General features: G+C 60.5%; 9 protein-coding genes, 4 tRNA genes and 1 rRNA gene. All 14 read right to left on the bottom strand.

Annotated elements, in window-relative coordinates:
* Positions 1 to 139: 139 nt before the first annotated feature.
* Complete coding sequence (gene rpoC / locus HWX53_RS26400; protein ID WP_175946431.1) at positions 140 to 4,381, bottom strand: DNA-directed RNA polymerase subunit beta'; 4,242 nt, start codon at positions 4,379 to 4,381, stop codon at positions 140 to 142.
* A gap of 21 nt (positions 4,382 to 4,402) precedes the next feature.
* The gene (rpoB, locus tag HWX53_RS26395; protein ID WP_175946428.1) at positions 4,403 to 8,509 is read right to left on the bottom strand and encodes a DNA-directed RNA polymerase subunit beta; all 4,107 of its coding nucleotides are present in this window, start codon (positions 8,507 to 8,509) and stop codon (positions 4,403 to 4,405) included.
* 368 nt (positions 8,510 to 8,877) lie between these two features.
* Positions 8,878 to 9,252, bottom strand: a complete 375-nt coding sequence (rplL, locus tag HWX53_RS26390) for a 50S ribosomal protein L7/L12 (RefSeq protein ID WP_175946426.1) — start codon at positions 9,250 to 9,252, stop codon at positions 8,878 to 8,880.
* A 77-nt stretch (positions 9,253 to 9,329) separates the two neighbouring features.
* Entirely contained in the window at positions 9,330 to 9,824 is a 495-nt protein-coding gene (rplJ, locus tag HWX53_RS26385; RefSeq protein ID WP_159837187.1) for a 50S ribosomal protein L10, read from the bottom strand.
* 299 nt (positions 9,825 to 10,123) lie between these two features.
* Complete coding sequence (gene rplA, locus HWX53_RS26380; protein WP_175946425.1) at positions 10,124 to 10,822, bottom strand: 50S ribosomal protein L1; 699 nt, start codon at positions 10,820 to 10,822, stop codon at positions 10,124 to 10,126.
* Positions 10,823 to 11,254 carry a 50S ribosomal protein L11 gene (gene rplK / locus HWX53_RS26375; protein WP_008343796.1) on the bottom strand — a complete coding sequence of 144 codons (432 nt, stop codon included), beginning with the start codon at positions 11,252 to 11,254 and terminating at the stop codon, positions 10,823 to 10,825.
* 142 nt (positions 11,255 to 11,396) lie between these two features.
* Positions 11,397 to 11,954 (bottom strand): transcription termination/antitermination protein NusG, encoded by a 558-nt coding sequence (nusG, locus tag HWX53_RS26370; RefSeq protein ID WP_159837189.1) that lies wholly within the window; start codon positions 11,952 to 11,954, stop codon positions 11,397 to 11,399.
* Between the two features lies 1 nt (position 11,955).
* A complete protein-coding gene (secE, locus tag HWX53_RS26365; protein ID WP_175946423.1) occupies positions 11,956 to 12,336 on the bottom strand; it encodes a preprotein translocase subunit SecE in 381 nt (126 codons plus the stop codon).
* Between the two features lie 34 nt (positions 12,337 to 12,370).
* Positions 12,371 to 12,446: transfer RNA gene (locus HWX53_RS26360), tRNA-Trp, on the bottom strand.
* Between the two features lie 66 nt (positions 12,447 to 12,512).
* Entirely contained in the window at positions 12,513 to 13,703 is a 1,191-nt protein-coding gene (gene tuf, locus HWX53_RS26355) for an elongation factor Tu (protein ID WP_175946421.1), read from the bottom strand.
* 62 nt (positions 13,704 to 13,765) lie between these two features.
* Positions 13,766 to 13,840: transfer RNA gene (locus HWX53_RS26350), tRNA-Thr, on the bottom strand.
* A 16-nt stretch (positions 13,841 to 13,856) separates the two neighbouring features.
* Positions 13,857 to 13,930 (bottom strand) — tRNA-Gly (locus HWX53_RS26345).
* A 30-nt stretch (positions 13,931 to 13,960) separates the two neighbouring features.
* Positions 13,961 to 14,046: transfer RNA gene (locus tag HWX53_RS26340), tRNA-Tyr, on the bottom strand.
* 148 nt (positions 14,047 to 14,194) lie between these two features.
* A 5S ribosomal RNA gene (gene rrf / locus HWX53_RS26335) occupies positions 14,195 to 14,308 on the bottom strand.
* Positions 14,309 to 14,428 lie beyond the last annotated feature (120 nt).

The following is a 14,428-nucleotide window of genomic DNA, read 5'->3' as shown; positions in this document are numbered from 1 at the left end:
TCTATCAACGCGAGCGCGCGCGCCCAGGCGTGAATCGCAACGTTAGCCGTTCGGCCGACGCGCGAGAACGAAAAGAAGCAGCGAAAAAAAACCGCCCGGCGAAAACCGGGCGGTTCGAGGTGCTACGAGCGAAAGACGCTTACTCGTTGGTGTGCGGCTGCTGCTCCGTTGCCGGTGCTTCCGGCGTACCGAAATCGAATGCCTCTTCGGCAGCGATCTGGTCGAAGCGTTCGCGATCCGCCGACTCCTTGCTCTTGCGCGCCTTGTGGAACGCGAGACCCGTACCGGCCGGAATCAGACGGCCGACGATCACGTTTTCCTTCAGACCGCGCAGATCGTCGCGCTTGCCCATGATCGCCGCTTCGGTCAGCACGCGAGTCGTTTCCTGGAACGACGCTGCCGAGATGAACGAATCGGTCGAGAGCGAAGCCTTCGTGATACCGAGCAGCACGTTCTCGTACGTCGCCGGACGCTTGTCTTCCGCGATCATGCGGTCGTTCTCGTCGAGCATGTCCGACCGCTCGACTTGTTCGCCCGGAATGAAGCGCGTATCGCCGTTGTCGACGATCTGCACGCGGCGCAGCATCTGACGCACGATCACTTCGATGTGCTTGTCGTTGATCTTCACGCCTTGCAGACGGTACACGTCCTGCACTTCGTCCACGATGTAGCGCGACAACGCCTCGATACCCTGCAGACGCAGGATGTCGTGCGGATCCGCAGGACCGTCGACGATCATTTCGCCCTTGTTGACGACCTGACCATCGTGCACCAGCACCTGCTTTTCCTTCGCGATCAGGAACTCGTGCTGATTGCCCTCAAGGTCCGTGATCACGAGACGCTGCTTGCCCTTCGTGTCCTTACCGAACGACGTCGTGCCCGTGACTTCCGCCAGAATGCCGGCGTCCTTCGGCGAGCGCGCTTCGAACAGTTCGGCCACGCGCGGCAGACCACCGGTAATGTCACGCGTCTTCTGCGCTTCAACCGGGATACGCGCCAGCACTTCACCGACCTGCACTTGCTGACCATCCTTCACGGTGATCAGTGCGCCGACCTGGAAGCCGATCTGCACCGAATGCTCGGTGTTCGGGATCTTCACTTCCTCGCCGTTCGCGTCGAGCAGCTTCACCTGCGGACGCACGCTCTTGCCAGCCTGCGAGCCGCGGCGCTTCGCGTCGATCACGACGAGCGTGGACAGACCGGTCACGTCGTCGATCTGCTTGGCGACCGTCACGCCTTCCTCGACGTTTTCGAACTTCACCGTACCGCCCCACTCGGTGATGATCGGACGCGTCAGCGGATCCCACTGAGCCAGTTGCGCACCGGCCTTGATCTGAGCGCCGTCGAGTTGCAGCAGCGTTGCGCCGTACGGAACCTTGTGACGCTCACGCTCGCGACCGAAGTCGTCCGCGATGATCGCTTCGCCCGAACGCGAGATGACGACTTGCTCGCCCTTCGCGTTGGTCACGTAGCGCATCGTGGCCGTGAAACGCACCGTACCATTCGACTTCGCTTCCACCGTCGATGCAACCGCCGCACGCGATGCCGCGCCACCGATGTGGAACGTACGCATGGTCAGCTGCGTGCCCGGCTCGCCGATCGACTGCGCCGCGATCACGCCGACTGCTTCGCCGACGTTCACGCGCGAACCGCGGCCGAGGTCGCGGCCGTAGCACGCGGCGCACAGGCCGTAGCGCGTTTCGCAGGTGAGCGGCGTGCGCACGCGCACTTCGTCGATGCCGAGGCGCTCGATCTCTTCCACCGCGTCTTCGTCCAGCAAATCGCCGGACGCAAACAGCGTTTCCTGCGTTTCCGGATTGACGACGTCCGCCACCGCGACGCGACCGAGAATACGGTCACGCAGCGCTTCGACGACTTCACCGCCTTCGACCAACGCCTTCATCGCCACGCCGTTCGACGTACCGCAATCGTCTTCGACCACGACCAGATCTTGCGTCACGTCCACGAGACGACGCGTCAGGTAACCCGAGTTCGCCGTCTTCAGTGCCGTATCCGCCAGACCCTTACGCGCGCCGTGCGTCGAGATGAAGTACTGCAGCACGTTCAGGCCTTCGCGGAAGTTCGCGGTAATCGGCGTCTCGATAATCGAGCCGTCCGGCTTCGCCATCAGGCCGCGCATACCGGCCAGCTGACGAATCTGCACCGCGGAACCACGCGCGCCCGAGTCGGCCATCATGTAGATGGAGTTGAACGACTCCTGCTTCGTCTCGTTGCCGTCACGGTCGATGACCGGTTCGGTTGCGAGCTGCTCCATCATCGCCTTACCGACGCTTTCCGACGTTGCCGACCAGATGTCGACCACGTTGTTGTAGCGTTCCTGCGCGGTGACGAGACCCGACATGTACTGACGGTCGTACTCCTTCACCTTCTTCGCGGCGTCGCCGACGATCGTCTCTTTCTGCGGCGGCACGAGCATGTCGTCCACGCAGATCGAGATACCGGCGCGCGTCGCGAGGCGGAAGCCCATCTGCATCAGCTGGTCGGCGAAGATCACCGTTTCGCGCAGACCGCACTTGCGGAACGCCGTGTTGATCAGGCGCGAGATTTCCTTCTTCTTCAGCGGCTTGTTCAGCACCGAGAACGGCAGGCCCGGCGGCAGAATCTCCGACAGGATCGAACGGCCAACGGTCGTCGCGTACAGCGTGACCTTCGGCACGAACTTCGGTGCGCCTTCGCTCGTGTCTTCGTTCGCCACCATTTCGGTGATACGCACGTTGACGCGCGAAGCCAGCTCGACTTCCTTGTTCTCGTACGCGCGGATCACTTCCGACACGCCCGTGAACGTGAGGCCTTCGCCCTTGCCGTTGATCGCTTCACGCGATGCGTAGTACAGGCCGAGCACGATATCCTGCGACGGCACGATCGACGGATCGCCGTTGGCCGGGAACAGGACGTTGTTCGACGCCAGCATCAGCGTGCGCGCTTCCATCTGCGCTTCGAGCGACAGCGGCACGTGAACAGCCATCTGGTCACCGTCGAAGTCGGCGTTGAACGCCGCGCAAACCAGCGGGTGCAGCTGGATTGCCTTACCTTCGATCAGCACCGGCTCGAAAGCCTGAATGCCGAGACGGTGCAGCGTCGGCGCACGGTTCAGCATGACCGGATGCTCGCGGATCACCTCTTCGAGGATGTCCCACACCACCGGCGTCTGGTTCTCGACTTCCTTCTTCGCAGCCTTTATGGTGGTCGCGACGCCCATCACTTCCAGCTTGTTGAAGATGAACGGCTTGAACAGTTCGAGCGCCATCAGCTTCGGCAGACCGCACTGGTGCAGCTTGAGCGTCGGGCCGACCACGATCACCGAACGGCCCGAGTAGTCCACGCGCTTACCGAGCAGGTTCTGACGGAAACGACCGCCCTTACCCTTGATCATGTCAGCGAGCGACTTCAGCGGACGCTTGTTCGCGCCGGTCATGGCCTTACCGCGACGACCGTTGTCGAGCAGCGAATCGACGGCTTCCTGCAGCATCCGCTTTTCGTTGCGGACAATGATTTCAGGCGCCTTCAGTTCGAGCAGACGCTTCAACCGGTTGTTACGGTTGATCACGCGGCGATACAGGTCGTTCAGGTCCGACGTCGCGAAACGGCCGCCGTCCAGCGGCACGAGCGGACGCAGTTCCGGCGGCAGCACCGGCAGGACTTCGAGCACCATCCAGTCAGGCTTGATGCCCGAACGCTGGAAAGCCTCGAGCACCTTCAGGCGCTTCGCGTACTTCTTGATCTTCGCTTCGGAACCCGTGTTCTTGAGTTCGGTGCGCAGCAGCTCGACCTGCTCGTCGATGTTGATCGAACGCAGCAGTTCGCGCACGCCTTCCGCGCCCATTTCGGCACGGAATTCGTCACCGTACTCTTCGACCTTGTTGTAGTAATCCTCTTCCGTCATGATCTGCCGCGCTTTTAGCGGCGTCATGCCCGGGTCGATCACCACGTACGCTTCGAAGTACAGCACGCGCTCGATGTCGCGCAGCGTCATGTCGAGCACCATGCCCAGACGCGACGGCAGCGACTTCAGGAACCAGATGTGCGCGACCGGCGAAGCCAGTTCGATATGACCCATGCGCTCGCGGCGCACCTTGGCCAGCGTCACTTCGACGCCGCACTTCTCGCAGATCACGCCACGGTGCTTGAGGCGCTTGTACTTGCCGCACAGGCACTCGTAGTCCTTGATCGGCCCGAAAATCTTCGCGCAAAACAGACCATCCCGCTCCGGCTTGAACGTGCGGTAGTTGATGGTCTCCGGCTTCTTCACTTCGCCGAACGACCACGAACGGATCTTGTCGGGCGACGCGAGGCCGATCTTGATCGCATCAAAAACTTCTTCTTGTTGGACTTGCTTGAATAGATCGAGCAGAGCTTTCATTGCTTTCTCTCCGTAGTCCGATTAGTTGCGGTCGAGATCGATGTCGATACCGAGCGAGCGGATTTCCTTCACCAACACGTTGAAGGATTCCGGCATGCCGGCGTCGATCACGTGATCGCCCTTGACGAGGTTCTCATACACCTTCGTCCGGCCCGTCACGTCGTCCGACTTGACCGTCAGCATTTCCTGCAGCACATACGATGCGCCATACGCCTCGAGCGCCCACACTTCCATTTCACCGAAACGCTGGCCACCGAACTGCGCCTTACCACCCAGCGGCTGCTGCGTGACGAGCGAGTACGGACCGGTCGAACGCGCGTGCATCTTGTCGTCGACCAGGTGGTGCAGCTTCAGGTAGTGCATGTAGCCGACCGTGACCTTGCGCTCGAACGGCTCGCCCGTGCGGCCGTCGTGCAGCGTGACCTGGTTCTTCGACGCGTTCATGCCGAGGTTCTGCGCCACGTCGTCCGGGAACGCGAGGTCCAGCGCGCGCGACATTTCGTCTTCCGTCGCGCCGTCGAACACCGGCGTCGCGAACGGCACGCCTTCGCGCAGGTTCTTCGCCAGTTCCACGATCTCGTCGTCCGAGAAGCCTTCCAGCTCTTCCTTGCGGCCCGACTCGTTGTAGATCTGCGTGAGGAACTGACGCAGTTCTTCGATCTTCGCCTGACGCTGCATCATCTCGCCGATGCGCCAGCCGAGACCCTTCGCGGCCCAGCCCAAATGCACTTCGAGAATCTGACCCACGTTCATCCGCGACGGCACGCCGAGCGGATTCAGCACGACGTCGGCCGGACGGCCATCGGCCATGTACGGCATGTCTTCGATCGGCACGATCTTCGACACGACACCCTTGTTACCGTGACGGCCCGCCATCTTGTCGCCAGGCTGCAAGCGACGCTTCACGGCGAGATACACCTTGACCATCTTCAGCACGCCCGGCGGCAGTTCGTCGCCTTGCGTGAGCTTCTTGCGCTTCTCTTCGAACGCGAGGTCGAACTGGTGACGCTTCTGCTCGATCGAGTCCTTGATGGCTTCCAGCTGCGCCGCTGCTTCTTCGTCCGCGAGGCGGATGTCGAACCAGTGGTAGTGGTCGAGGTCTTCGAGGTACGCGAGGTCGATCTTCGTGCCCTTCGCGAGCTTCTTCGGACCGCCGTTCGCGACCTTGCCGTTCAGCATGCGCGCGAGACGCGAGAACGCGTCGCCTTCCACGATACGAAGCTGATCGTTCAGGTCCAGGCGGTAACGCTTCAGTTCATCGTCGATGATCTGTTGCGCGCGCTTGTCACGCGTGATGCCTTCGCGCGTGAACACCTGCACGTCGATGACCGTGCCGCTCATGCCCGACGGCACGCGCAGCGACGTGTCCTTCACGTCCGATGCCTTTTCGCCGAAGATCGCGCGCAGCAGCTTTTCTTCCGGCGTCAGCTGGGTTTCGCCCTTCGGCGTGACCTTGCCGACCAGCACGTCGCCTGCTTCGACTTCCGCGCCGATGTACACGATGCCCGACTCGTCGAGACGGCCAAGCTGCACTTCCGCGAGGTTCGAAATGTCGCGCGTGATTTCTTCCGGTCCGAGCTTGGTGTCGCGAGCAACGACGTTCAGTTCTTCGATGTGGATCGACGTGTAACGATCGTCCGCGACGACCTTCTCCGAGATCAGGATCGAGTCTTCGAAGTTGTAGCCGTTCCACGGCATGAAGGCGACCAGCATGTTCTGACCGAGCGCGAGCTCGCCCAGATCCGTCGAGGCGCCGTCGGCCAGCACGTCGCCGCGCGAGACCTTGTCGCCCATCTTCACGATCGGACGCTGGTTGATGTTCGTGTTCTGGTTCGAACGCGTGTACTTGATCAGGTTGTAGATGTCCACGCCGACATCGCCGGCGACGGCTTCATCGTCGTTCACGCGAATCACGATACGGCCCGCGTCCACGTAATCCACGACACCGCCACGCATGGCCTGAACCGTCGTGCCCGAGTCGACCGCCACGGTACGCTCGATGCCCGTACCGACGACCGGCTTCTCCGGACGCAGACACGGCACGGCCTGACGCTGCATGTTCGAGCCCATCAACGCGCGGTTCGCGTCGTCGTGCTCGAGGAACGGAATCAGCGATGCCGCGACCGACACGATCTGCGACGGCGCCACGTCCATGTACTGGATGCGATCCGGCGTGACCATCAGCGTTTCGCCGGCTTCACGCGACGAGACGAGTTCGTCGGTCAGCGTGCCGTCTTCCGCGACTGCCGCGTTCGCCTGCGCGATCACGTAACGGCCTTCTTCGATCGCCGACAGATAGTCGATCTGGTCCGTCACCTTGCCGTCGACCACCTTGCGATACGGCGTTTCGAGGAAGCCGTATTCGTTCAGGTGCGCGTACAGCGCGAGCGAGTTGATCAGACCGATGTTCGGACCTTCCGGCGTTTCGATCGGGCACACGCGGCCGTAGTGCGTCGGATGCACGTCGCGGACTTCGAAGCCTGCGCGTTCACGCGTCAGACCGCCCGGGCCGAGTGCGGAAACGCGACGCTTGTGCGTGATTTCCGACAGCGGGTTGGTCTGGTCCATGAACTGCGACAGCTGCGACGAACCGAAGAACTCGCGAATCGCCGACGAAATCGGCTTGGAGTTGATCAGGTCGTGCGGCATCAGGTTTTCGCTTTCGGCCTGGCCGAGGCGTTCCTTCACAGCACGCTCGACACGCACGAGACCCGCGCGGAACTGGTTCTCCGCGAGTTCGCCGACGCAACGCACGCGACGATTACCCAAGTGGTCGATGTCGTCCACTTCGCCCTTGCCGTTACGCAGCTCGACGAGGATCTTGATGGTCGCGAGGATGTCGTCGTCCTGCAGCGTCATCGGCCCGATGATTTCATCACGGCCCACGCGGCGGTTGAACTTCATGCGGCCGACCTTCGACAGGTCGTACGCGTCTTCGCTGTAGAAGAGACGATTGAACAGCGCCTCGACCGCTTCTTCGGTCGGCGGCTCGCCCGGGCGCATCATGCGGTAGATCGCGATACGCGCGGCCATCTTGTCCGCGGTTTCGTCGATACGCAGCGTCGACGAGATGTACGGACCCTGGTCGAGATCGTTCGTGTACAGCGTCTGGATTTCCTTGACCTTCGCTTCGCGCAGCTTTTCGAGGACCGTTTCGGTGATTTCCTCGTTAGCGTTCGCGATGACTTCGCCCGTTTCGGGATCGATCACGTTCTTCGCGAGCACGCGGCCGAGCAGATACTCCTCGGGCACCGAGATGAACTTCGTCTTGGCGTTTTCGAGGTCGCGAATGTGCTTCGCGTTGATCCGCTTGTCCTTCGTGACGATGACGTTGCCTTCGCGATCCTGAATGTCGAAGCGCGCCACTTCGCCGCGCAGACGCTCGGGCACGAATTCCATCTGCGCGCCTTCGCTCATCAGCGCGAAGTTGTCGAAAACGAAGAAGTTCGCGAGGATCTGTTCCGGCGTCAGGCCGATGGCCTTCAGCAGAATCGTGACCGGCATCTTGCGGCGACGGTCGACGCGGAAGTACAGCACGTCCTTCGGGTCGAACTCGAAGTCGAGCCACGAACCGCGGTAAGGAATGATACGCGCCGAGAACAGCAGCTTGCCGGAGCTATGCGTCTTGCCCTTGTCGTGCTCGAAGAACACGCCGGGCGAACGGTGGAGCTGCGACACGATCACGCGCTCGGTACCGTTGATGACGAAAGAACCGGTCGGCGTCATGAGCGGAATTTCGCCCATGTACACTTCCTGTTCTTTGACTTCCTTCACGACGGGCTTGCTCGGCGACTCTTTGTCGAGCAGAACGAGACGGACCTTCGCGCGCAGGGCCGAGCAATAGGTCAGGCCGCGCTGCTGGCATTCCTTGATGTTGAATGCGGGCGGCGACAGCATGTAGCTGACGAACTCGAGCCGCGCGAAGCCGTTGTGCGAAACGATCGGGAAAACAGAGGTGAACGCAGCTTGCAAGCCTTCTGCCTTGCGCTGCGAAGAAGACGTATCCGCTTGCAGAAACGTCTGGAATGATTCAAGCTGGGTCGCCAGCAAAAAGGGAACTTGGTGAACGATGGGGCGCTTCGCGAAACTCTTGCGAATACGCTTCTTCTCGGTGAAGGAATATTGCATACGATCTCCGAATCACGGCGGGCGTTACCGAGGCGGGATACCTCGACGACACGGCCCGGTGTTCACCGACTGAGACCCGCGCCGCTGTCCGGGGAGGACGCGCGAGTCTAGAAGCTTGGTGGTTGGCCGCTACCAACCGCTGGCTGACGGCAGCGGATGCCTGTGTTTCCCGCTACCCGACCAAACTTGCCTTCTGCAGTCGCTTCAGAAGACAAAGACAACTGCCGGAATATATTGCCGACCCGACCGTTGTCTTTGGCTTCTGCGGGGACATTTATGCTTGCCAACGCGCATAAAAACTCGGTCCCCACAAAGCACAAAAAGGCCGGCGGTGAAAAACCGCCAGCCTTCGCACAGCGCAATGAAACTTACTTGATTTCAGCCTTCGCGCCTGCGTCTTCCAGCTTCTTCTTCGCTTCTTCAGCAGCAGCCTTGGGCACCGCTTCCTTGATGGGCTTCGGTGCGCCATCGACCAGGTCCTTCGCTTCCTTCAGGCCGAGACCCGTCAGTTCGCGAACAGCCTTAATGACCGAGACCTTGTTTGCGCCAGCTTCGAGCAGGTTCACCGTGAATTCGGTTTGCTCTTCAGCAGCAGCGGCAGCGCCGCCAGCAGCCGGGCCAGCGACAGCAACAGCAGCTGCCGACACGCCAAACTTCTCTTCGAACGCCTTGACCAGCTCGTTCAGTTCCAGAACCGACATCGCGCCAACGGCTTCCAGGATGTCTTCTTTTGCGATTGCCATTTGAAATACTCCTAAATTGAATTCGGATCGAGCTAGCGATCTTTACCTAACTGAGCAACTGTGGCTCAAGCGTGACGTTATGCAGCTTCGCCTTGCTTCTCTGCCAGCGCGGCGAGAGCGCGCGCAAAGCCGGAAACAGGTGCTTGCATGACGAACAACAGCTTGGAGAGCAGCTCTTCGCGGCTCGGGATGTTGGCCAGCGCTTGCACGCCCGCCTTGTCCATCACCTTGCCTTCGTAGGAACCAGCCTTGATGATCAACTTGTCATTGCTCTTGCCGAAGTCGTTGACGACCTTGGCTGCGGCAATGGCATCTTCCGAGATGCCGTAGATCAGAGGACCGGTCATCTGCTCAGCCAGCGGAGCGAACGGCGTACCTTCGACGGCGCGACGCGCCAGCGTGTTCTTCAACACGCGCAGATACACCTGTTGCTCACGCGCTTTCGCGCGCAGCTTGGTCAGATCGCCAACCGTGATCCCACGATACTCAGCGAGCACCATCGTCTGAGCCTTCGCGACTTGCGCGGCGACTTCAGCGACGACTGCCTGCTTATCTTCTTTGTTCAGTGGCACGGTTAAACCTCCAGATTCGATGCACTCAGGTGTCCAACCTTCATGCACCACGTTCGACAACGGCGTCCGACTGTTAGGAGTATTTCAAGCGGTTGGTGACCGTCTGAGAACGATCGACAACCGGCTTCAACCACTGCAAAACTGTTTCGGGTTCGCCATCTGCGTTGGCTTGAATTAAGGCGCCGCCCAACTGCTGCACCGCCACCAACGGTCTTTGACAACCGGTTACCCAACTAAACGACTGTTGCGCAACCGCCCAAAGCCCTTGAGAACGCGGTCATGCGACCGCGTCGAAATTCTTATTGTTGCGCGAGCGTGGCTTGGTCCACGCGAACGCCGACGCCCATCGTGCTCGACAGCGCGATCTTGCGCAGGTACACGCCCTTGCTCGTCGCCGGCTTCGCCTTGTTCAGCGCGTCGATCAGCGCCGACAAGTTCTGACGAAGCGAAGCGGGTTCGAACGACGCACGGCCGATCGTGCCGTGGATGATACCGGCTTTGTCGACGCGGAACTGCACCTGACCAGCCTTGGCGTTCTTGACCGCTTGAGCGACGTCCGGCGTCACGGTACCGACCTTCGGGTTCGGCATGAGGCCACGCGGACCGAGGATCTGGCCCAGCGTACCGACCACGCGCATCGTGTCCGGCGAAGCGATCACGACGTCGAAGTTCAGATTGCCGGCCTTGACTTGCTCAGCCAGGTCTTCCATGCCGACCACGTCCGCGCCAGCTGCACGTGCTTGCTCGGCCTTGTCGCCTTGCGCGAACACTGCAACGCGAACCGACTTGCCGGTGCCGGCGGGCAGAACGACGGAACCACGAACCACTTGGTCCGACTTCTTTGCGTCGATGCCGAGCTGAACGGCGACGTCGATCGACTCGTCGAACTTGGCGTTTGCGCATTCCTTGATCAGGTTCAGCGCGTCGTCGATCGGATACAGCTTCTGACGATCGACCTTGTTTGCAAATGCCTGAAGGCGCTTCGAAAGCTTAGCCATTTACACGCCCTCCACAGTGATACCCATCGAACGCGCGCTACCGGCGATGGTGCGCACGGCTGCGTCCAGATCAGCTGCCGTAAGGTCCGGCATCTTGGTCTTCGCGATTTCTTCCGCTTGAGCGCGGGTGATGTTGCCGACCTTGTCGGTGTGCGGCTTGCTCGAGCCCTTCTGCACTGCGGCTGCCTTCTTGATCAGAACGGTAGCCGGCGGCGTCTTCATGATGAACGTGAAGCTCTTGTCCGCGAATGCCGTAATGACGACCGGCACCGGCAGACCCGGCTCCATGCCCTGAGTCTGCGCGTTGAACGCCTTGCAGAACTCCATGATGTTCAGGCCACGCTGGCCCAGCGCCGGACCGACCGGCGGCGACGGATTGGCTTTACCTGCAGGAATCTGCAGCTTGATAAAGCCGATGATTTTCTTTGCCATGTTGAAAACCTCTGCTGAACGCGTAAGCGTTCGGTGAGTGATAGCGCGCGTTCGACTTGACGACTACTGACGCTCCTCAACGGCCATTACGCGGACCGTAAGCGCGAATCGCGCGAGACCGATGACCTCGCGCGACGTATTCTTACACCTTCTCGACCTGACCGAATTCGAGTTCAACCGGCGTCGAACGCCCGAAGATCGTGACCGAAACGCGGACCCGGGACTTCTCGTAGTTGACTTCTTCGACGTTCCCGTTGAAGTCGGTGAAAGGACCTTCCTTCACACGCACCATCTCGCCGACTTCGAACAGTGTCTTCGGCCGCGGCTTCTCGACACCTTCCTGCATCTGCGACATGATCTTTTCGACCTCGCGCGGGGAGATGGGGCTCGGCCGATTGCGCGCACCGCCGACAAAACCGGTCACCTTCGCCGTATTCTTGACGAGGTGCCAGGTTTCATCCGTCATTTCCATTTCAACCAGGACGTAGCCCGGGAAGAAACGACGCTCGGTGACCGATTTATGGCCACCCTTGACTTCCACTACTTCTTCCGTCGGAACGAGAATTTGACCGAATTGGTCCTGCATTCCCGCTCGCTCGATGCGCTCCTGAAGCGCACGTTGCACGCTCTTCTCCATGCCGGAGTAGGCGTGCACCACATACCAACGCTTTCCACTCGGAGATGTCGGAGTATCGCTCATATCATTTCCAACCCAGAATCGCCGAGAAAATTACCCATTCGATTGACTTGTCGCTAAGCCAAAGGAAGATGGCCATGATGAGGACGAATGCAAAGACCACCAGCGTGGTCTGCGTCGCCTCTTTGCGCGTAGGCCAGACGACCTTTCGAACTTCTTTGTACGAGTCTTTCGCGAAGGCAATGAAGCCCTTCCCGGGCGCAGAAAGAAGGCCGACAGCGACACCAGCAACCAAACCGACAGCAAGCGCCGCACCGCGGACATACCACTCTTGGCCGCTGAGCAGAAAGAAACCCACGAACCCGGCCAAGACCAACAATACCCCAGCCACCAACATCAACTTATCGCTGGAAGTATTTACAGTTTCGACTGAAGGATTCGCCATAACACCTTAAGCAGCGCCACCTGGCGCGAGAATGTGGCAGGGGCAGAGGGAATCGAACCCCCAACCTTCGGTTTTGGAGACCGACGCTCTGCCAGTTGAGCTATACCCCTAAACCATTTGGGGCCGACGGTTTCGCCGACCCCGAAAACTACAGACTACCGAGAGATCTCTGGCTCTTACTCGATAATCTTCGCAACGACACCTGCGCCGACGGTACGGCCGCCTTCGCGGATTGCGAAGCGCAGACCTTCTTCCATGGCGATCGGGGCGATCAGCTTGACCGTGATCGACACGTTGTCGCCCGGCATCACCATTTCCTTGTCCTTCGGCAGCTCGATCGAGCCCGTCACGTCCGTCGTACGGAAGTAGAACTGCGGACGGTAGTTGTTGAAGAACGGCGTGTGACGGCCGCCTTCGTCCTTGCTCAGCACGTACACTTCAGCGGTGAAGTGCGTGTGCGGCGTGATCGAACCCGGCTTGGCCAGCACTTGGCCGCGCTCGACGTCTTCACGCTTCGTGCCGCGCAGCAGGATACCGACGTTGTCGCCCGCTTGACCTTGGTCGAGCAGCTTGCGGAACATTTCCACGCCCGTGCAGGTCGTCTTCACCGTCGGCTTGATACCGACGATTTCGATTTCCTCGCCGACCTTGATGACGCCGCGCTCGACGCGGCCCGTTACCACCGTGCCGCGACCCGAGATCGAGAACACGTCTTCCACCGGCATCAGGAACGCGCCGTCAACTGCGCGCTCCGGCGTCGGGATGTACGTGTCCAGCGCGTCGGCCAGGCTCATGATCGCCACTTCGCCGAGTTCGCCCTTGTCGCCTTCCAGCGCGAGCTTGGCCGAACCCTTGATGATCGGCGTGTCGTCGCCCGGGAAGTCGTACTTCGACAGGAGTTCCCGCACTTCCATTTCGACGAGCTCGAGCAGTTCGGCGTCGTCCACCATGTCGCACTTGTTCAAGAACACGATGATGTACGGCACGCCAACCTGACGGGCCAGCAGGATGTGCTCGCGCGTTTGCGGCATCGGGCCGTCAGCGGCCGAGCACACCAGGATCGCGCCGTCCATCTGCGCGGCGCCCGTGATCATGTTCTTCACGTAGTCGGCGTGGCCCGGGCAATCGACGTGTGCGTAGTGGCGGTTAGCCGTTTCGTACTCGACGTGCGCGGTGTTGATGGTGATGCCGCGTGCCTTTTCTTCCGGCGCCGCGTCGATCTGGTCGTACGCCTTGGCTTCGCCGCCGAACTTGGCGGTCAGCACCGTCGTGATCGCTGCCGTCAGCGTGGTCTTGCCGTGGTCAACGTGACCGATCGTGCCCACGTTTACGTGCGGCTTGGTCCGCTCGAATTTACCTTTGGCCATTTTCGACTCCTAACAGGATTTTCGCACCTTGCGCCGCGCGCAACTTACTAGACTGATACAGCTGGTGCCCATGGGCAGGATCGAACTGCCGACCTCTCCCTTACCAAGGGAGTGCTCTACCACTGAGCCACATGGGCACTACAAAACCGACACTGGAGCGGGTGAAGGGAATCGAACCCTCGTCATAAGCTTGGAAGGCTTCTGCTCTACCATTGAGCTACACCCGCGAGGGTTGGATTCCCTTACCGCTTGAATTCTGGTGGAGGAGGTTGGATTCGAACCAACGTAGGCGTAAGCCAACAGATTTACAGTCTGCCCCCTTTAGCCACTCGGGCACCCCTCCGCAGAGAACTATCGATTATGGGGTAACAACACGCGGTTGTCAAGTACTTCTTGCGAAGCGAATCGATGAGGCTCTCACTTATAGTCGTCGCCCCAAACGCAAAAACCCCACCTTTGAGGGGTGGGGTTTTTGTTTTGAGCAAGGGGGAGCCTGACGATTACCTACTTTCACACGGGCAATCCGCACTATCATCGGCGTGGAGTCGTTTCACGGTCCTGTTCGGGATGGGAAGGGGTGGGACCGACTCGCTATGGTCATCAGGCTTTAAGGGGATGTTGTATCGCCTGTGGGGCGCTACAACCAATCGGGGAAGAAGTAGTTGTTTGGGTGGCGATTGTGGGCACAGTCGCTACTCAACCGGTGGCGCACCCGCTTCGGGGTG

Origin of the sequence: Caballeronia sp. BCC1704 (assembly GCF_902833455.1) — a bacterium.
GTDB lineage: Bacteria > Pseudomonadota > Gammaproteobacteria > Burkholderiales > Burkholderiaceae > Caballeronia.
Note: the sequence above shows the minus strand (reverse complement) of the source record. Positions and strands in the feature narration are given on the sequence as shown.